16 protein-coding genes and 1 pseudogene are annotated in these 16,813 nt (G+C 72.9%); 8 read left to right on the forward strand and 9 right to left on the reverse strand.

Translation table 11 applies throughout. From position 1 onward, the window contains the following. The first annotated feature begins 90 nt into the window (after positions 1-90). The 8 genes and pseudogenes from ABME01_RS14920 (at position 91) to arr (ending at position 6,697) form a co-directional block, all read left to right on the forward strand. A complete protein-coding gene (locus tag ABME01_RS14920; RefSeq protein WP_353829216.1) occupies positions 91-1,080 on the forward strand; it encodes a Gfo/Idh/MocA family protein in 990 nt (329 codons plus the stop codon). 15 nt (positions 1,081-1,095) lie between these two features. Next, on the forward strand, positions 1,096-2,262 hold the full coding sequence (locus ABME01_RS14925) for a M20/M25/M40 family metallo-hydrolase (protein ID WP_353829217.1): 1,167 nt from the start codon (positions 1,096-1,098) through the stop codon (positions 2,260-2,262). Between the two features lie 67 nt (positions 2,263-2,329). Next, positions 2,330-3,832, forward strand: coding sequence for a D-alanyl-D-alanine carboxypeptidase/D-alanyl-D-alanine-endopeptidase (locus tag ABME01_RS14930; protein WP_353829218.1), 1,503 nt, complete (start codon positions 2,330-2,332; stop codon positions 3,830-3,832). Positions 3,833-3,926: 94 nt separating this feature from the next. Beyond that, positions 3,927-4,598: an isochorismatase family protein gene (locus ABME01_RS14935; protein WP_353829219.1), complete on the forward strand. Its 672-nt coding sequence runs from the start codon at positions 3,927-3,929 to the stop codon at positions 4,596-4,598. Then, the gene (locus ABME01_RS14940) at positions 4,595-5,365 is read left to right on the forward strand and encodes an alpha/beta fold hydrolase (protein ID WP_353829220.1); all 771 of its coding nucleotides are present in this window, start codon (positions 4,595-4,597) and stop codon (positions 5,363-5,365) included. Before ABME01_RS14935 ends, ABME01_RS14940 begins: the two co-directional genes overlap by 4 nt. A 151-nt stretch (positions 5,366-5,516) precedes the next feature. Further along, complete coding sequence (locus ABME01_RS14945) at positions 5,517-5,786, forward strand: hypothetical protein (protein ID WP_353829221.1); 270 nt, start codon at positions 5,517-5,519, stop codon at positions 5,784-5,786. 11 nt (positions 5,787-5,797) lie between these two features. Further along, positions 5,798-6,244: pseudogene (locus ABME01_RS14950) on the forward strand (P-loop nucleotide/nucleoside kinase family protein); the annotation flags it as partial. A 39-nt stretch (positions 6,245-6,283) separates the two neighbouring features. Then, complete coding sequence (arr, locus tag ABME01_RS14955) at positions 6,284-6,697, forward strand: NAD(+)--rifampin ADP-ribosyltransferase (RefSeq protein WP_353829243.1); 414 nt, start codon at positions 6,284-6,286, stop codon at positions 6,695-6,697. Between the two features lie 33 nt (positions 6,698-6,730). Here the strand turns inward: arr and ABME01_RS14960 are convergent, their stop codons facing one another. From ABME01_RS14960 to ABME01_RS15000, 9 genes are all read right to left on the reverse strand, one after another. Next, positions 6,731-7,438, reverse strand: a complete 708-nt coding sequence (locus tag ABME01_RS14960; RefSeq protein ID WP_353829222.1) for a VOC family protein — start codon at positions 7,436-7,438, stop codon at positions 6,731-6,733. A 316-nt stretch (positions 7,439-7,754) separates the two neighbouring features. Then, positions 7,755-7,943: a hypothetical protein gene (locus tag ABME01_RS14965; RefSeq protein ID WP_353829245.1), complete on the reverse strand. Its 189-nt coding sequence runs from the start codon at positions 7,941-7,943 to the stop codon at positions 7,755-7,757. 259 nt (positions 7,944-8,202) lie between these two features. After that, positions 8,203-9,363, reverse strand: coding sequence for a 3,4-dihydroxyphenylacetate 2,3-dioxygenase (gene hpaD, locus ABME01_RS14970; protein WP_353829223.1), 1,161 nt, complete (start codon positions 9,361-9,363; stop codon positions 8,203-8,205). Between the two features lie 41 nt (positions 9,364-9,404). Next, positions 9,405-10,940, reverse strand: coding sequence for a 5-carboxymethyl-2-hydroxymuconate semialdehyde dehydrogenase (gene hpaE, locus ABME01_RS14975; RefSeq protein ID WP_353829224.1), 1,536 nt, complete (start codon positions 10,938-10,940; stop codon positions 9,405-9,407). A gap of 54 nt (positions 10,941-10,994) precedes the next feature. Next, positions 10,995-11,678: a GntR family transcriptional regulator gene (locus ABME01_RS14980; protein ID WP_353829225.1), complete on the reverse strand. Its 684-nt coding sequence runs from the start codon at positions 11,676-11,678 to the stop codon at positions 10,995-10,997. Then, a complete protein-coding gene (locus ABME01_RS14985; RefSeq protein WP_353829226.1) occupies positions 11,675-13,234 on the reverse strand; it encodes a fumarylacetoacetate hydrolase family protein in 1,560 nt (519 codons plus the stop codon). Before ABME01_RS14985 ends, ABME01_RS14980 begins: the two co-directional genes overlap by 4 nt. 83 nt (positions 13,235-13,317) lie before the next feature. Further along, the gene (locus ABME01_RS14990; protein WP_353829227.1) at positions 13,318-14,157 is read right to left on the reverse strand and encodes an HpcH/HpaI aldolase family protein; all 840 of its coding nucleotides are present in this window, start codon (positions 14,155-14,157) and stop codon (positions 13,318-13,320) included. Beyond that, positions 14,142-14,927, reverse strand: a complete 786-nt coding sequence (gene hpaH / locus ABME01_RS14995) for a 2-oxo-hept-4-ene-1,7-dioate hydratase (RefSeq protein ID WP_353829228.1) — start codon at positions 14,925-14,927, stop codon at positions 14,142-14,144. Before hpaH ends, ABME01_RS14990 begins: the two co-directional genes overlap by 16 nt. 102 nt (positions 14,928-15,029) lie before the next feature. Continuing rightward, positions 15,030-16,697 carry a thiamine pyrophosphate-binding protein gene (locus ABME01_RS15000; RefSeq protein WP_353829229.1) on the reverse strand — a complete coding sequence of 556 codons (1,668 nt, stop codon included), beginning with the start codon at positions 16,695-16,697 and terminating at the stop codon, positions 15,030-15,032. Between the last annotated feature and the right edge of the window lie 116 nt (positions 16,698-16,813).

Here is a 16,813-nt window from a genome sequence, read left to right on the forward strand (position 1 = left end):
CGGATCGTGGTGGCAACCGGCCCGCACCGTCCGGAGCGCAAGTGTCGGGCCGCCGCGCGGAGGAGTCCGGTCCCCACTAGGCTGGCGCGCATGACGGCACGACTGCGGTGGGGCATCCTCGCCACGGGCGGCATCGCCCGCCAGTTCACCTCCGACCTGCTGCGCAACGGCTTCGACGTGCGGGCCGTGGGCTCGCGCTCGGACGAGTCGGCGCAGGCGTTCGCCGAGCAGTTCGACCTCGCGACCGCGCACGGCAGCTACGAGGCGCTCTTCGACGACCCCGAGGTCGACGTCATCTACATCGCGACGCCGCATCCGTGGCACGCGGGTGCGGCGCTCGCCGCGCTCGCCGCCGGCAAGCACGTGCTCATCGAGAAGCCGTTCACCCTGAACCAAGCCGAGGCGCGGGTGGTGGCCGACGCGGCGCGCGACCACGGCCGCCTCGCGCTCGAGGCCATGTGGACGCGGTACCTGCCGCACATGGTCCGGATCCGCGAGATCATCGACGCCGGGACCCTCGGAGACCTGCGCGCGCTGGTCGCCGACCACACGCAGAAGCTCTCGGACGACCCCGGCCACCGCCTGAACGCGCTCGAGCTCGGCGGCGGTGCCCTGCTCGACCTCGGCATCTACCCGATCTCGTTCGCCTGGGACCTCTTCGGCGAGCCGGTGGTCATCCAGTCGACGGCCGTGTTCAAGGAGACCGGTGCCGACGCCGAGATCGCGGTGCAACTCGGCTACGCCGATGGGCGCATGGCCTCGACCTTCTCGGCGAGCGACGCGCGCGGCCCGAACCGCGCCCTCGTGCTCGGCACCGACGCGCGGATCGAGATCGACGGCGTCTGGTATACGCCGACGAGCTTCCGGGTGGTCGGACCCGACGAGGAGGTGCTCGAGGAGTTCCACTCGGAGGTCGACGGCCGGGGCATGCACTTCCAGGCGGAGGCGCTCGAGCGGCTCGTCGCCGACGGGCGACTCGACGGGGGCGACGTCCTCTCGACCGAGCAGTCGGTCGCGATCATGGGCACGCTCGACCGCATCCGCCGCGAGATCGGGCTGCGCTACCCCGGCGAGGACTGAGCCGGACGACCGCGGATGGCGGCGGAGACCCCGGTCGTGACGCTCGCGCGCCGGCTGGTGGCGGTGGACGCGACCAACCCGTCGCTGGTGCCGGGCGGAGCGGGGGAGCGCGAGATCGCCGGGGTCGTCGCCGACTGGCTCGCGTCCCGCGGACTCGAGGTGCGCATCGTCGGTGCGGACCCCGCGAGGCCCAGCGTCCTCGCGCGGCGTCCCGGCGCCGGCGGTGGCCGGACCCTGCTCCTGGCCGGACACCTCGACACGGTCGGCGGCCCCGGCATGGCGCCCGTCGCGCCGACGGGTGGCGACCCGCAGGCGCCCGAGCCGATCGAGGGGCGCGGTGCGTACGACATGGCCGGCGGGCTGGCCGCGGCGATGGTCGCCGTCACGCGAGCACCCGCCGGACTCGCGGGCGATGTCGTCCTCGCGTTCGCGGCCGACGAGGAGTTCGGCTCGATCGGGATGGAGGAACTGCTGGTCGAGCTCGACCGGGACGGCGTCCGCCCGCACGGCGCCGTCGTGCTCGAGCCGACCGACCTGCAGGTCACGCTCGCCCATCGCGGCTTCGCCTGGTTCCGTGTCGAGTACGACGGCCTCGCCGCGCACGGCTCGCAGCCGGAGCTCGGCGTCGATGCGATCGCCCGCGCCATCGACGGCCTCCTCGCCCTGCGCTCGCTCGGCGAGCGGCTCGAGTCCGGGCCCCGGCATCCGCTGCTCGGCACCGGCAGCGTGCGGGTGGCGACCATCGAGGGCGGGTCGGATGCCGCGACCGTCGCGGACCGCTGCGTGCTCGTCGTCGAGCGCCGCACCCTTCCCGGCGAGGTCGACCCCGGCGCCGAGCTCGCGCGGGTGCTGGCCCCGTCGGGACCCGCGCGGATCGTCCCGCTCGTGACGCGTCCGGCGATGGAGTCGGGAGCGGACGCCTTGGTGGCCGATGCCGTCGTCGCGGCGGTGGAGGAGGTGACCGGCGAGCCCGCCGTGGTGCGAGGGGACCCGTGGTGGACCGACGCCGGCCTGATCGCGGGCGCGGGCATCCCGGCCGTCCTCGTCGGTCCGCGCGGTGGCGGGGCGCACGCGGACCACGAATGGGTGGACGCCGGATCGCTCGAGACGCTCACCGCGGTCATCGGCCGGGTCATCCGGGACGTCTGCGGCCCCGCGCGCGGCGGAGGCACGGCGTCCTGAGCCGACCCGACCTGCCGGCGGCACCGGTGCCCGGGCGCCGTCCGGCTCCCCTTCGTACAATGCCCCGGTGAGCGATGAGACGGATGACGGGGCCGCGGCACGCGAGGCCGCACAGCTCGCGCCCTCCGCCGACCCGTCCGGCACCGGGCCGCGCGAGCGTCGCGGCATCCGCGTCCTGATCGCGGAGCACCGGGTGCTCGCCGCCGTCGCGGGCGTCGTCGCCGTGGCGGTGCTCGGCTCCGCGGTCGCGTTCGCCGCCACCTCGACCGGCGCGACTCCGGCCCCGACGACGCCCGCCGCCGCGCCGACCCCGACGCCGAGCCCGACACCGACGCCGACCCCGACGCCGACCCCGACGCCGGAGCCGATCGCGAAGGAGCGGACGTGCGCGGTCGGCGCCGCCGCCGCCGACCCGCGCCTGGCGAACCTGCAGGCGCAGGTGATGAACGCCGCGACGGGGGAGATCCTCTACGACCGCGGCGGGCTGACCGCCTCCCGCACGGCGAGCGTCATGAAGGTGCTCACGGCGGCGGCCGCGCTCGCGGTCTTCGAGCCCGACGACCGCTTCGCCACGACGGTCGTGCGCGGTGCCGAGCCGGGCACGGTCGTGCTCGTCGGCGGGGGCGACCTCACGCTCTCCCGGACCCCGAGCGGCAGCGAGACCGTGTACCCGGGCGCCGCGCACCTCGACGACCTGGCCCGCCAGGTCCGCGACGCATGGAACGCCGACCCGTCGAACCCGCCGCTGACCCGCCTGGTCCTCGACGCGTCGTACTTCGGCGGCGAGGATTGGCACGCGAGCTGGGCGCCCACCGAGCGCGACCTCGGCTACATGCCGGAGATCACGGCGCTCATGGTCGACGGCGACCGCGCCGACCCGTATGCCAACACCTCCGCCAGGGGGTACGACGCCGTCGGGCGCGCTGGCGAGGCCTTCGCGGCCGAGCTCGGCGGCATCGCGGTCATCGAGCGCGGGACGGCGCCGGCCGGCGCGGCCGAGCTCGGCCGCGTCTGGTCGCCGACCGTGGCCCAGCTGATCGACAAGGCGCTCATCGTGTCGGACAACACGGTGGCCGAGATGCTCGCCCGCCAGGTCGCCGTCGCGGTCGGCACGGGCAACGACTTCGCCGCGATCGACCCCGCCATCCGGAAGGCCCTCGCGTCGTACGGCATCGCGCGGGGCGGCATCCGCGTCATCGACGGGTCGGGACTCTCACCCGACAACGCGGTGCCGCCGGCGTACCTCACTCGACTGTTCGCGAAGGTCGAGGCGCGCGAGGGCCACCTCGGCGTCATCCTCGACGGCCTGCCCGTCGCGGGCGCGCGCGGTTCGCTCTCGTACGCCGATCGCTTCGCCGGCGACAACGCCGCCGCCGCAGGTGCGGTGTTCGCGAAGACCGGATGGATCGACACCGGCTACACGCTCGCGGGCATCATCCACGCCCAGGACGGCACGACGCTCACGTTCGCCGTGTACGCGCTCGGACAGGTCACCGAGGGAGCGAAGCAGGCGATCGACACGCTCACCACGGCGTTCTACCGCTGCGGCGACGACCTCTCGAACGAATGACGGAGGGCCCGCCCGCCGGGTCCGGATCCGCGACAGAATGGGTGGCGGCGCCCGGTGACGGCGCGCCGCAGACCCGAGAGCGAAGGAGCCGGTCATGAGTCGGGCCCTGTTCATCATCGACGTGCAGAACGACTTCACCGAGGGCGGTGCGCTCGGCGTCGAGGGCGGCGCGGCGGTGGCCGCGGGCATCACCGCGTACCTCGCGGAGCACGCCGACCGCTACGACCTCGTCGTGGCCTCGCGCGACTGGCACAACGCCGACGACGACAACGGCGGGCACTTCGCCACCGACGCCGAGCCCGACTTCGCCACGACCTGGCCGCAGCACTGCATGGCCGGCACGGCCGGGGCCGAGTACCATCCCGCGCTCGACACCGCGCACGTCGACGTGCACATCCGGAAAGGCCAGGGCGTGCCGGCGTACTCGATCTTCGAGGGCACGGATGACGCGGGCGACCCGGTCGCCGAGGTGCTCGACCGCCACGGCGTCACCGAGGTCGACGTGGTGGGCATCGCCACGGACTACTGCGTGCGCGCGAGCGCGCTCGACGCCATCGAGCACGGCCGACACGTCCGGGTGCTCGAGGACCTCGTGGCGGGGGTCGCTCCCGAGAGCTCCGAGGCGGCGATCGCCGAACTGGGCCACGCGGGCGCGTCGATCGTCGACTCGTCGGAGCTGCCGCCCGGCGAGGTCGTCGACTCCGGGGCGGGGGCCGCTGACGCCGCCGCCTCCGATGACGCCGCCGACCGGTCGGGTCGCGCGTGATCCCCGCGGAGTCGCCGGCGCCGGTCCTGCACGCCGAAGCACCCGACGGCGTCCTCATCGCCTACCGCGTGCACGGCGACGACGCCGAGCCCGGGCGTCCGCCGGTCCTGCTCGTGCACGGATTCGCGTCGGACTCGACGGTCACCTGGGAGGGCACCGGATGGGTGCGTGCCCTCGTCGACTCCGGTCGTCGGGTCGTCACGGTCGACCTGCGCGGTCACGGTGACAGCGACAAGCCGGTCGAGCCGGACGCGTACGCGCCCGACCGGCTCGGGGCCGACCTCGTCGCCGTGCTCGATTCGGCCGGAGCCGCCCGATGCGATGCGGTGGGCTACTCGATGGGCAATCGCGTCATCTCGGCGCTGTGCGAGGTCGCGCCCGGCCGGGTCCGCCGCGTGGTCGTCGGCGGCGCCGGACCGACCGAGCTCTTCGCGACGTGGGAACTTGACGAGGTGCGTGCCTACCTCGTCGACGACGTGCCGCCGACGAACCCCGTCATCGCCCAGGTGCTCGGGCCGGCGCTTCGCGCGGGCGCCGATCGCGAGGCGCTCCTCGCGGTGGTCGGCGGCGTCTCGGGAGCCCCGCTCGCGATCCCGGGCGGCGTTCCGGTGCTGTTCGTGGCGGGCGAGCAGGACCCGGTGCCGGTCGGCGTGCAGCAGCTCGCGCTCGACTGGGGGAGCGACCTCGTCACGATCCCGGGGCGCGACCACGTGTCGACGCTCACGTCGCGGACGTTCAAGGACGCGGCGATCGACTTCCTCCTCTGACCGCGCTGCGGTCACGACCGGCGGTCGTCACGGCGTGGCGGACCGCGACCGCAACGCCGATGGCGCCTCGAGCGTGACCATGCCTCGCCGTGCGGGCACCGACGCCGCCGCGGGCGGCGGCCGGCGGACCGCATCCACGAGATAATGAGGCATGACCTCCTCCGTCGAAGTCCGCTCGAATCCGGCGGCGTGGGCCGCATTCTGGATCGCCCTGGCCGGCCTGCTGCTCATGCCCATCCCCCTGTTCATCGGGTTGATCCTCGGCGGCGGCCTCTCGGTCATCGCCGCGATCCTCGCCGTGATCGCGCTCTTCAAGGGCCTCGCGCGCAGCGGCAAGGGCATCGCGCCCGTCGTCTTCGCCGCGATCTTCATCGCGCTCACCTGGGGCGGGATCTCGATCGGCGGCGGCACCATCTGGTAGGTGCCGGCGGGATGTCGAGACCGATCGACCCATCGAGCCCGAACCCGCCGCGCGTGGTCTTCATGTGCGGGCCCGCGGGCGCCGGGAAGACGACCGTGGCCCGACGGCTCGAACGAGGCGGGATGGTGCGCCTCTCGTTCGACGAGGTGGCGCGGGCCAGGGGAATCCGCTCCATGCCGCTGCCGGATGAGGTGCGCGCCGACATCGAACGGGAACTCCGAGCGCGGCTGCTCCGGCTCGTGACCGGCGGGACGGACGTCGTGCTCGACTTCTCGTTCTGGTCGCGTCGTATGCGAGGGGAGTACCGGGCCCTGTTGAGGCCGTTCGGGATCGAGCCTGAGACGATCTACCTGGCCACGCCGAGGGAGACGGCCCTGGCCCGGGTGCGTGCCCGCCGGCTCGAGCACGGCGACGACTTCACCCTGTCGGAGGAGGACGCAGTCGCGTACTTCGACCACTTCGAGCGGCCGACCGCCGACGAGGGACCGCTCGAGGTCATCGCGTCCGACGCGGTCGACGAGGGGCCCTTCTACCACGGCACGAAGGCGGACCTCGCGGTCGGGGACCTCCTCACGGCGGGATTCCGCTCAAACTATCGCCCCGAGGTGGTGATGAACCACGTCTACTTCACCGCCCTGCAGGACGGCGCGGGCCTCAGCGCCGAACTCGCTCCGGGCGACGCGGAGCCGCGCGTGTACGTCGTCGAGCCGACCGGCTCGTTCGAGGACGACCCGAATGTCACGGACAAGAAGTTCCCGGGGAACCCGACCCGCTCCTACCGGAGCGCCGACCCGTTGCGGATCGTCGGCGAGGTCGCGGACTGGACGCGTCTCGCGCCCGAGGCGCTGCAGGAGTGGCGCGACCGGCTCGCGGCGATCCTCGCCGACGAACGGGGCGAGATCATCAACTGACCCGCGAGCCCGGACGCGGTGCAGCGCCTCCGCTCAGACCGCGGCCGCAGCCGACGCGTCGATGCAGACCACCCCCGTGTTGCCGTCCTGGTCGGCGATCACGGTCAGCGACGGTGCCTCGCCGTCGTCGACGACCGTCCCGCCCGCGGCCACCGCCGCGGCGATCCGTCGCTCGGCCGCCTCGGGCGCCACGTACACCTCGACGTGGAAGCGCTGGCTCGCACGGGCGGGTTCGTCGGCCTCCCCGAACCACAGGTTCGGCACCCGGCCCGTGGCATCCCGGATCTCGTCGCTGGGGGAGCCGTGTCCCTGGGACTCGGTGTTCCCCGTCAGCAGGGCGGCCCAGACCGGGGCGATCGTCGCGGAGCCCGCAGTGTCGAGTCCCAACTCGATGACGCTCACCGAACCGGGGTCGGGCTCGAGCCCGTGCTCGGCGGCGATCTCGGTGATCCGTCTCGCGAGGTCGACGTCCTGCCGGGTCACCCACTCGACGCGGTGCTCGGTGCCCTCGTCGTCGCGGTAGATCGCGTCGGCGCTGATGAGCTTGAGGTCGACGTGCCGGTCGCCCATCGAGACGCTCGGATGGTGCCCGAGGGCATCCCCGGCCTCGCCCACGGCGGTGAGGAACCGAACGCCGTCGGCGAAGCCGTCGACGAGGTACCGGGCGTGCAGTCCCTGCGCGAGCTTCCGCCAGTCGGCCAGGCGGGCCTCGGCGATCTCGTGGCCGCGGAGCATGTCCATGTTCATCCCTCGAACGACTGCCCGTCGGCCTGCGCGAAGTCCCGCTCCGCCGGTGCTCGGCCGGCGTCGCACCCGAACCGCACCTCGACCTCGCCGGCAGCCTGATCGTTCACCATGACCTCCTCGTCAGCGGACGGCTACGCGTAGTGTCCCACCGCGTCGTGCCGGTCGCCAGAGCCACTCGACGACGACTGCGCCGCCGGTCGAGCATTCGCCCGGACGCACGACGCCGCCCGGCACGGAATCCGTGCCGGGCGGCGAACGGCCTCCCCCGAGGCCGTGGACGGGTCCGCGCGAGCGGACCCGGTGGGACCGGTCAGACCCTGCGGCTGCCCGTCAGCATCCGGACGAGCCAGACGATGACCGCGATGACCAGCAGGATGATGCCGACCCAGAGCAGGAAGTTGAGCGACTCCACGAAGCCGCCCGTGAAGAGCAGGATGATGGCGATGATGCCGACGATGATGAGCAGGATGTTCACGGAGATGCCTTTCTGATCGGCCACGACGCCGTGGGTACACGACGCCTCGGGAACGTTCGGGCCCCGGAGGGCGTGAACCCCCCGGGGACTGTCCCCCCGGTCGTGATCGCCCGCGAAGCGGTCGTTCCCTGTTCCGCGATCACGTACCAAGCATCCCGGCCCGCGGCGATCCGCGCCAGCCATTCCGGTCGCGCCCCGGATGGGCTATTGTTCGCGTGCGCTCGTGCGCACCTGCACAGCCGTCGGCGCAGATGCAGGCGCCGACGACGTGCGTCCGGGCGGGTCAGAGCTGGTGGCCGAGCTTGTACTCGCCCTGCTTCCAGGTCGGCATCTCCTCGTCCTCGTCCTTGCGCGTGTACGAGAACCCGTCGGCGCCGATCGTGACCGCCATCTCGGAGTCGTCGGTGCGCGCGACGACCGGCCGCGGGTTGCCGTCGAGGTCGAGCACGAGCGAGGCCTCGGTGTACCACGACGGCACGACCGGGTTGCCCCACCAGTCGCGGCGCTGGTTGTCGTGCACGTCCCAGGTGACGACCGGGTTGTCGGGGTCGCCGGTGTAGTAGTCCTGCGTGTAGATCTCGACGCGGTGGCCGTCGGGGTCGCGCAGGTAGAGGTAGAACGCGTTCGAGACGCCGTGACGGCCCGGCCCGCGCTCGATGCGGTCCGACATGCGGAGCGCTCCGAGCTTGTCGCAGATGGCGAGGATGTTGTGCTTCTCGTGCGTGGCGAAGGCGACGTGGTGCATGCGCGGGCCGTCCCCACCGGTCATGGCGGTGTCGTGCACGGTCGGCTTGCGGCGCATCCAGGCGGCGTACACGGTTCCGGCGTCGTCCTGGATGTCCTCGGTGACGCGGAAGCCCAGGTCCTGCATGAACTTCACCGCGCGAGGCACGTCGGGCGTGACCTGGTTGAAGTGGTCGAGTCGCACGAGCGCACCGGGCGTGTAGAGGTCGTAGCGCCAGGCGAGGCGCTCGACGTGCTCGACCTCGTGGAAGAACTCGTACGGGAACCCGAGCGGGTCCTCGACGCGAACCGACTCGCCGATGCCCTTCGTCCAGCCCTCGGCGCGGCGCTCGACGCGGCATCCGAGCTCGGAGTAGAAGGCGACCGCCTTGTCCAGGTCCCCGGGCGTGCGCACCCGGTACGAGAACGCGGCGACCGCCGCGACGTCGCCCTTGCGCAGCACGAGGTTGTGGTGGATGAACTCCTCCATCGAACGCAGGTAGACCGTCTCGTCGTCCTCCTCGGTGACGACGAGGTCGAGCACGTCGACGTAGAACTTGCGCGAGGCCTCGAGGTCGGTGACGACGAGTTCCATGTAGGCGCAGCGCAGGATGTCGGGCGGCGCGGCCGCCGGCGTCGCGATCGGGTTCGCGGCGTGGATCGGGGCCTCCTGCGAGACGTGGAAGCCCGATGAGGTGAGGGTCTTGTCGTCGTGGGTCATGTCAGCGTCCTTGCGTGAGATGGGTCGGTGGGATGGCGCGGTCAGCGCGGGTCCGGGTCGTCGAGGTCGGTCTCGTCGTGGTGCTCCTGCTTGCCGAACGTGGGGTTGTGCACGGCGCCGAGCGTGATGTGCACCGCCTGCTGGTCGGTGTAGAAGTCGATCGAGCGGTAGCCGCCCTCGTGGCCGAGGCCCGAGGCCTTCACGCCGCCGAACGGGGTGCGGAGGTCGCGCACGTTGTTCGAGTTGAGCCACACCATGCCGGCCTCGACGCCCTGCGCGAAGGTGTGGGCCCGCTTCAGGTCGTTGGTCCAGATGTAGGCGGCCAGGCCGTACTTCACGCCGTTCGCGAGCTCGAGCGCCTCCGCCTCGCCGTCGAACGGGGTGATCGCCACGACCGGACCGAAGATCTCCTCCTGGAAGATCCGCGCGTCCTTCGGCACGTCGGCGAAGACGGTGGGCGCGACGTAGTTGCCGGTCGGGAAGCCCTCCGGGCGTCCGCCGCCGGCGACGAGCCGGCCTTCGTCCTTCCCGAGCTCGACGTACGACATGACCTTGTCGTAGTGCTCGGGGTGCACGAGCGCGCCGACCTCGGTCGCCGGGTCGTGCGGGTCGCCGACGACGACGCGCTTCGCCTGCGCGGCGTACTTCTCGACGAACTCGTCGTAGACGGCGCGCTCGACGAGGATGCGGCTGCCGGCGGTGCAGCGCTCGCCGTTCAGCGAGAAGACGCCGAAGATCGTCGCGTCGACCGCGGCATCGAGGTCGGCGTCGGCGAAGACCACGGCCGGGCTCTTGCCGCCCAGCTCCATCGAGAGGCCCTTGAGGAAGGGCGCGGCGTTGCCGAAGATGATCTGCCCGGTACGGCTCTCGCCGGTGAAGGAGATGAGCGGGACGTCGGGGTGCTTCACGAGTGCGTCGCCCGCCTCCTCGCCGAGCCCGTTGACGAGGTTGAACACGCCCTGCGGCAGCCCGGCCTCCTCGAAGATCTCGGCCCAGAGGCTCGCCGAGAGCGGCGTGAACTCGGCCGGCTTCAGCACCACGGTGTTGCCCGTCGCGATCGCGGGGGCGAGCTTCCACGACTCGAGCATGAACGGCGTGTTCCACGGGGTGATGAGCCCGGCGACGCCGATCGGCTTGCGGTTGACGTAGTTCACCTGGCGACCGGGCACCTTGTACGTGTCGTCGGCCTGCGCGACGATCAGGTCGGCGAAGAACCGGAAGTTCTCGGCTGCGCGACGCGCCTGGCCGAGCGCCTGGGTGATCGGCAGGCCGGTGTCGAAGGTCTCGAGCTCCGCCAGGCGCGCGTCGCGCGACTCGACGAGGTCGGCGATGCGGTGCAGCACGCGCGAGCGCTCGCGCGGCAGCATCCGCGGCCACGGGCCCTCCGTGAACGCGCGGCGCGCGGCGGCGACCGCACGATCGATGTCGGCCTGCTGGCCGGCGGCCGCCTGCACGTACGTCTCGTTCGAGACCGGATCGAGCACGTCGAAGGTCTCCCCGCCGACCGAGTCGACGAACTCCCCGTCGATGTAGTGGCGGATGCGGTCGGGCAGGCCCTCGGGGATGTGGTGGGTCATGGCGGAGATCCTTCCGGTGGTCGTGGGCGGGCGGCGCGTCGGCGGTCGCCTCGGTCAGGTGGTCTGGGCGGATGCCGGTGCGGCGGACTTCTGCGTCGCCTGGTAGGCGAGGACCGCGTCGAGCGTCGCGGTGCGGTGGCTGCGGGCCGCGAGCTCGAGCTCGCGCGCGTCGGCGCCCTGCTCGATCAGGTCGACGAGGCGCTCGTGCTCCTCGACCGAGGCCCTGGCGCGGCCGGGCACGAAGCTGAACGACGAGTCGCGGAGGACGCGCATGCGGTTCCAGCCGCGGTGGACGAGGTCGAGCACGTGCGGATTGGGGCACCCCTCGAACAGCACCGAATGGAACTCGAGGTTCAGCTCGGTGAAGCGGTGCGGGTCGAAGTCGTCGAGCGTGCGGCGCATCTCGGCGTTGACGGCCCGGGCCCGCTCGAGGTGCTCTGGAGTCAGGTGGGGCGCGGTGATCGCCGTCGCGAACCCCTCGACGAGCGCGAGCGTCTGCATGGTGTGCAGGTACTCGGTCTCCTTGATGAGCGCGACCTGCGCACCGACGTTGCGTTCGAACGTGACGAAGCCCTCGGCCTCGAGTCGGCGGATCGCCTCGCGGACCGGCACGACGGAGACGTCGAGCTCGGCGGCGATCTGCGCGAGCACGAGCCGGTAGCCGGGCACGTAGCGCCCGTCGTCGATGCGCTCGCGGATGAAGCGATAGGCGCGCTCCGACTTGCTCTCGGCGCTCATTCCTCCTCCTCCTCGGCGTCGTCCTCGACGCCGGCGACCGCGTCGTCGTCCGCATCGCCGGTCGCCGCCCGCTCGCGCTCGTACCGCTCGCGCCGAACGCGATCCATCGGGAAGAGGCCGTCGACCGGCTCGCCCTCGGCGACGCGCTCGGCGACCCAGGCGTCCGCGGCATCCTGCGCGGCCGCCTCGGCGACCACCTCGGCGACGAGGTGCGGCGGGATCACGATCACGCCATCGCCGTCGCCGACGATCACGTCGCCCGGCTGCACGGCGGCACCGCCGCAGGCGATCGTGACGTCCGTCTCCCACGGCACGTGCCGACGTCCGAGCACGCTGGGGTGCGGGCCCTGCGAGAACACGGGGATGCCGATCTCGGCGACCGCGTCGAAGTCGCGGACGCCGCCGTCGGTCACGATGCCGGCGGCGCCCCGCACCTTCGCGCGGAGCGCGAGGACATCGCCCACCGTGCCGGTGCCGCGCTCGCCGCGGGCGTCGACGACGAGCACCTCGCCCGCGCCGACCGTGTCGAAGGCGCGCTTCTGGGCGTTGTAGCCGCCGCCGTGCGCGGCGAAGAGGTCGGGCCGGGCCGGGATGAACCGGAGGGTGCGGGCGCGCCCGACGATGCGGTCGCCCGGGTGGTTCGCGAAGACGCCCTCGATGAAGACGTCGTGGTAGCCCCGCTTGCGGAGCGCCACCGAGAGCGTCGCCACGGCGACCGAGGAGAGCTCCGCGCGGAGGTCGTCGGTGAGTTCGAAGGGCCGCTCCGCGGGATCCGCGCCCGCGCCGTCGAGCGGAGTCGCCCGGCCCGCGGCCACCGCGGCGGCGTGCGCCTCCTCGGACCCCCAGGCCTCGATCCGCTGGACGTCGTCGACGACGGGTCGGGAGCCGAAATCGCCGAACTCGAACTCGCCCTGCGTGACGGTGGTCACGAGGCGCCCGGTCGAGGGGGCGCCGGGTGCGCTCGGAGCGTCGACCTCGACCTCGATCACGTCACCCGGCACGACGACGGTCGACCCGGCGGGCGTGCCCGTGAGGATCACGTCGCCCGTGTCGAGCGTGACGTGCTGCGAGAGGTCGGCGACGAGCCGGCCGAAGTCGAAGAGGAGCGTGTCCGAGGTGTCCTCCTGCACGAGTTCGCCGTTCACCCAGGTGCGCACGCGCCAGTCGCCCTGGCCCACGCCGTCGACCGGGATCGCGACGGGGCCGAGCGGGGTGTAGCCGTCGCCGCCCTTGGATCGCAGGTTCGAGCCCTTGTCGGCCTTCCGCAGGTCGTAGAGGCCGAGGTCGTTCGCCGCGGTCACCGCGGCGACGTGCGCCCACCCGTCGGCGGGGGAGACGTGCCGGGCCGGCTCTCCGATGATCAGCGCGATCTCGCCCTCGAAGGCGAGCAGCTCGGTTCCGGCCGGCCGCTCGACGGTGCCGCCCGTCTCGCCGATCGAGCTGCCCGCCTTCAGGAAGTAGCTCGGCTGCGCCGGGGTGCGGCCCCGCTCGGCGGCGCGCGACGGGTAGTTGAGGTGCACGGCGATGATCTTGCCGGGCGTGGCGATGGCGGTCATGGACTCCCTCGTCTCAGTATCTGAAATCATATACGATCATGCGATGGTCGACAAGGCCGGCGCTCGGCGCCCCGAGCCGAGGCTCAGTAGCTCGACCGCTCCGGGCCGTTCGGAGCGGCCGTCCCCGTGTCCGCGGCGCCCGACGGCCCGATGAACCGGTCGGCGAGGGCCTCCGATGCGCGCGCGAGGAGGGCGACGTCCGCCCCGACCGCGACGAACGAGGCGCCGGCGTCGAGGTAGCGCTCCGCATCGGCGGGCACGAACGCGTTCACGCCCACGGGCACGCCGGCCGCGACGCCGGCTCGGATGGCGGTGAGCACCGCCTCGACCACGTCGGGATGCGACTGCTGCCCCAGGTGCCCCATCGAGGCGGCGAGGTCCGCCGGCCCGACGAACAGGGCGTCCACGCCCGGCGTCGCGGCGATCGCCTCGACCGCGTCGATCGCCGCCGCCGACTCGATCTGCACGATGAGGCTGATCGTCGACGAGGCGTCGGCGAGGTAGTCCTCCACGCGGTTCCAGCGCGACGCCCGGGCCAGGGACGACCCGACGCCGCGGATCCCGGCAGGCGGGTACCGCACGGCCCGTACCAGCTCGGCGGCCTGCTCGGCCGAGTCGACCATCGGCACGAGGAGGTTCTGGACGCCGAGGTCGAGCACCTGCTTGATGACGACCGGGTCGCCGAACGGCACCCGGACCACCGGGGACACGGGGTGCGCCGCCAGGACCTGGAGCTGGGCGAGGATCGATTCGAGGCCGTTCGGCGAGTGCTCCCCGTCGATCAGCACCCAGTCGAGGCCGCTGCCGGCCGCGATCTCGGCGATGAGCGCGCTGCCCGAGCACACCCACATCCCGACCTGCGGGCGGTCGGCCTCGTCGATCCGGGCGGCGAAGGTCGGCGGCAGGGTCAGGCGAACCGGCATGAGATGCTCCCGAGGTCGTGGTAGTCGGCGTGGACGGTGTCGCCGCGCTCGACCCACATGGGCCGCGTGAAGCTGCCGGCGAGGATGATCTCCCCGGCCCCGAGGGACTGGCCGTGCTGCGCGAGTTTGTTCGCGAGCCATGCGACGCCCATCGCGGGGTGGCCGAGCACCGCGCCGGCGACGCCGGACTCCTCGATGGTCTCGTTGCGCGAGAGCAGTGCGCCGACCCAGCGCAGGTCGACGGCGTCGACCTTCACGGGCCGGCCGCCGATGACCATCGCCCCCATCGCGGCGTTGTCGCTGATGGTGTCGACGATCGTGCGGCCCTCGAGCTCGATGTGGGAGTTCAGCACCTCGAGCGCCGGCACCACGTAGTCGGTCGCGCGCAGCACGTCGAAGATCGTGACCCCCGGGCCCTCGAGGGGCGCGCCCAGCACGAACGCGAGCTCGACCTCGATCCGGACGTTCGAGAACCGGTCGAACTCGATCGTCGAGCCGGACTCGTAGACCATGTCGTCGAGGATGACGCCGTAGTCGGGCTCGCTGATGCCCGTGGCGACCTGCATGACCTTGGAGGTCAGGCCGATCTTGCGGCCGACGAGCTTCGCCCCGGCGGCGAGGCGCCGCTCCGTCCACTCGTGCTGCACCGCGTAGGCGTCCTCCACGGTCAGGTCGGGTTCCCGGGCGGTCAGGAGCGGGACCGTGGTGCGGTCGCGGTCGGCGGCGACGAGCTCGTCGGCGATCTCGCGGATGCGTGACTGGTCTGGCACTGGGCCTCCACTTCGTCGTGAGCGTCCTCCGTGATCGTACCGGGACGCGGAGCGCTGTCGTATCCGCGATCATATACGATCGGACCCGGCAGGGCGGGGCGATCAGTCGATCGCCGGCGAGTTCACGCGCAGGATCTCCTCCTGGTACGGCGCCGCGATCGAGTTCGAGACGCGGCAGTCGAGCAGGAGGAAGCGGCGCTCGTCGACGGGCTCGGCACTCCAGCTCGCAAGGCGCTCCAGGTCGGCGATCTCGCGCACCACGATGCCCTCCGCGCCGAGCGCCGACGCGAGCCCGGCGAAGTCCGCCTCCGGGATGCGCATGGGGCCTTCGGCCAGGCCCATCCGCCCGTACACGTGCACCTCCGCGCCGTACACGGCGTCGTTCCACACCACGGCGACGCCCCGGCCGCCGGCGGTCCGCACCGCCGTCTCGAGGTCGGCGATCGCCATCAGGCCGCCGCCGTCGCCTGTCGTCAGCACGATCGTCGCATCGGGTCGCGCCGCCGCGGCGCCGGCGACGCTGGGGAACCCGAGCCCGATCGACTGGAAGGCGGTGCCGACCATCACCATGCGCTCGGGAGACGCGACCGGCCAGTACATGTTCGCCCAGCCGATGAAGTGACCGCCGTCGGAGACGACGACGCGGTCCTCCGGCAGCAGTTCCGCGAGGCGGGTGGCGACGCTGCGCGGGTCGAGGCGGCCGTCGGCGGCCACGGTGCCGACGCCCGGCTCGTGCGCGCACCGGGCGGCGACGTCGACCGACTCGCGCCACCCCGAGGGCGCCGCACCGAGTGCGGACCACGCGTCCACGAGCGCCCGCGCCACGAGTGCCGCGTCGCCGCGCACGAAGGCCCCGACCTGCGGATGCGTCGCGGCGGCCGCCACGTCGACCTGCGCGATGCGCGTCCCGGGTGAGAAGAGCGCGCCGAAGCGCATCGTGAACTGGTTCAGCGACGCACCGAAGACGACGACCACGTCGGCCTCGCGGACGGCCGCCATGGCGCCCTCCGCACCGAAGCCGCCCGTCACGCCGAGGTCGTACCGTGCGTCCGGGAAGAGCCCGCGCCCGAGCGCCGTCGTCGCGGTCAGTGCGCCGGTGGCGTCGGCGAGTTCGCCGAGCACCGGTCCTGCGCCCGCGAGCCAGGCGCCGCGACCGGCGATCAGGAGCGGTCGTTCGGCGGAGGCGAGGTCCGCCGCGATGCCCCGGATCGTCTCGGCGGCGAACGGGCCCTGCGGCTCGACGGCGGCCGGCAGGGCCGGGCCGGGCGCGTCGGGGACGGGTCCGGCCTCGAGCGATGCGACGTCGTACGGGATGGCGAGCACGGTGGGCACGCGGTAGGCCAGGGCGTGTTCGATCGCGATGTTCATCGTGGCCGCGGCATCCGTGCGCCCGACCGTGTACGTGCGGGCGCCGACCGCCGAGGCGAGCGCGATCTGGTCGACGCCCCACGGCCGCGGCCCCGACGTCGGCTCGTCGCCGACGACGAGCACGAGCGGCACCTTCGCCTGCACCGCCTCGGCCAGCCCGGTCAGCGTGTTTGTGAAGCCGGCGCCGTAGGTGGCCGTGGCGGCGGCGAGCCGGCCCGAGGCGCGGAAGTGCGCGTCGGCGGCGACGACGCCGCCGACCTCGTGCCGGACCGCGGTGAAGGTCGCGCCGGTCGTGCGCTCGAGCGCGTCGAGGAACCAGGCGTTGCCGTTGCCCATGACGCCGAAGACGTGGTCGACGTGGGCGGCGAGCGTGCGGGCGACGTGCGCGGAGACGGTGGGCATGCGGAAGCCTTTCGAGACGGTGACGGATGGCAGGTTCCGTATGTGCCTCGCGGGGCCCGCCGTGGGCGGGTCGCTTCGCGCCCATTTTCCGAGCGCCGGCGCCGGTGCGCGACGTC

Source organism: Agromyces litoreus (assembly GCF_040496015.1).
Lineage (GTDB): Bacteria > Actinomycetota > Actinomycetes > Actinomycetales > Microbacteriaceae > Agromyces > Agromyces litoreus.

What these genes read in the sequence shown, in the direction of transcription:
- ABME01_RS14920 (WP_353829216.1), top strand. Translation starts at nt 91, where the DNA reads ATGACGGCACGACTGCGGTGGGGCATCCTCGCCACGGGCGGCATCGCC.
- ABME01_RS14925 (WP_353829217.1), top strand. Translation starts at nt 1,096, where the DNA reads ATGGCGGCGGAGACCCCGGTCGTGACGCTCGCGCGCCGGCTGGTGGCG.
- ABME01_RS14935 (WP_353829219.1), top strand. Translation starts at nt 3,927, where the DNA reads ATGAGTCGGGCCCTGTTCATCATCGACGTGCAGAACGACTTCACCGAG.
- ABME01_RS14945 (WP_353829221.1), top strand. Translation starts at nt 5,517, where the DNA reads ATGACCTCCTCCGTCGAAGTCCGCTCGAATCCGGCGGCGTGGGCCGCA.
- ABME01_RS14960 (WP_353829222.1), bottom strand. Translation starts at nt 7,438, where the DNA reads ATGGACATGCTCCGCGGCCACGAGATCGCCGAGGCCCGCCTGGCCGAC.
- hpaD (WP_353829223.1), bottom strand. Translation starts at nt 9,363, where the DNA reads ATGACCCACGACGACAAGACCCTCACCTCATCGGGCTTCCACGTCTCG.
- hpaE (WP_353829224.1), bottom strand. Translation starts at nt 10,940, where the DNA reads ATGACCCACCACATCCCCGAGGGCCTGCCCGACCGCATCCGCCACTAC.
- ABME01_RS14980 (WP_353829225.1), bottom strand. Translation starts at nt 11,678, where the DNA reads ATGAGCGCCGAGAGCAAGTCGGAGCGCGCCTATCGCTTCATCCGCGAG.
- ABME01_RS14985 (WP_353829226.1), bottom strand. Translation starts at nt 13,234, where the DNA reads ATGACCGCCATCGCCACGCCCGGCAAGATCATCGCCGTGCACCTCAAC.
- ABME01_RS14990 (WP_353829227.1), bottom strand. Translation starts at nt 14,157, where the DNA reads ATGCCGGTTCGCCTGACCCTGCCGCCGACCTTCGCCGCCCGGATCGAC.
- ABME01_RS15000 (WP_353829229.1), bottom strand. Translation starts at nt 16,697, where the DNA reads ATGCCCACCGTCTCCGCGCACGTCGCCCGCACGCTCGCCGCCCACGTC.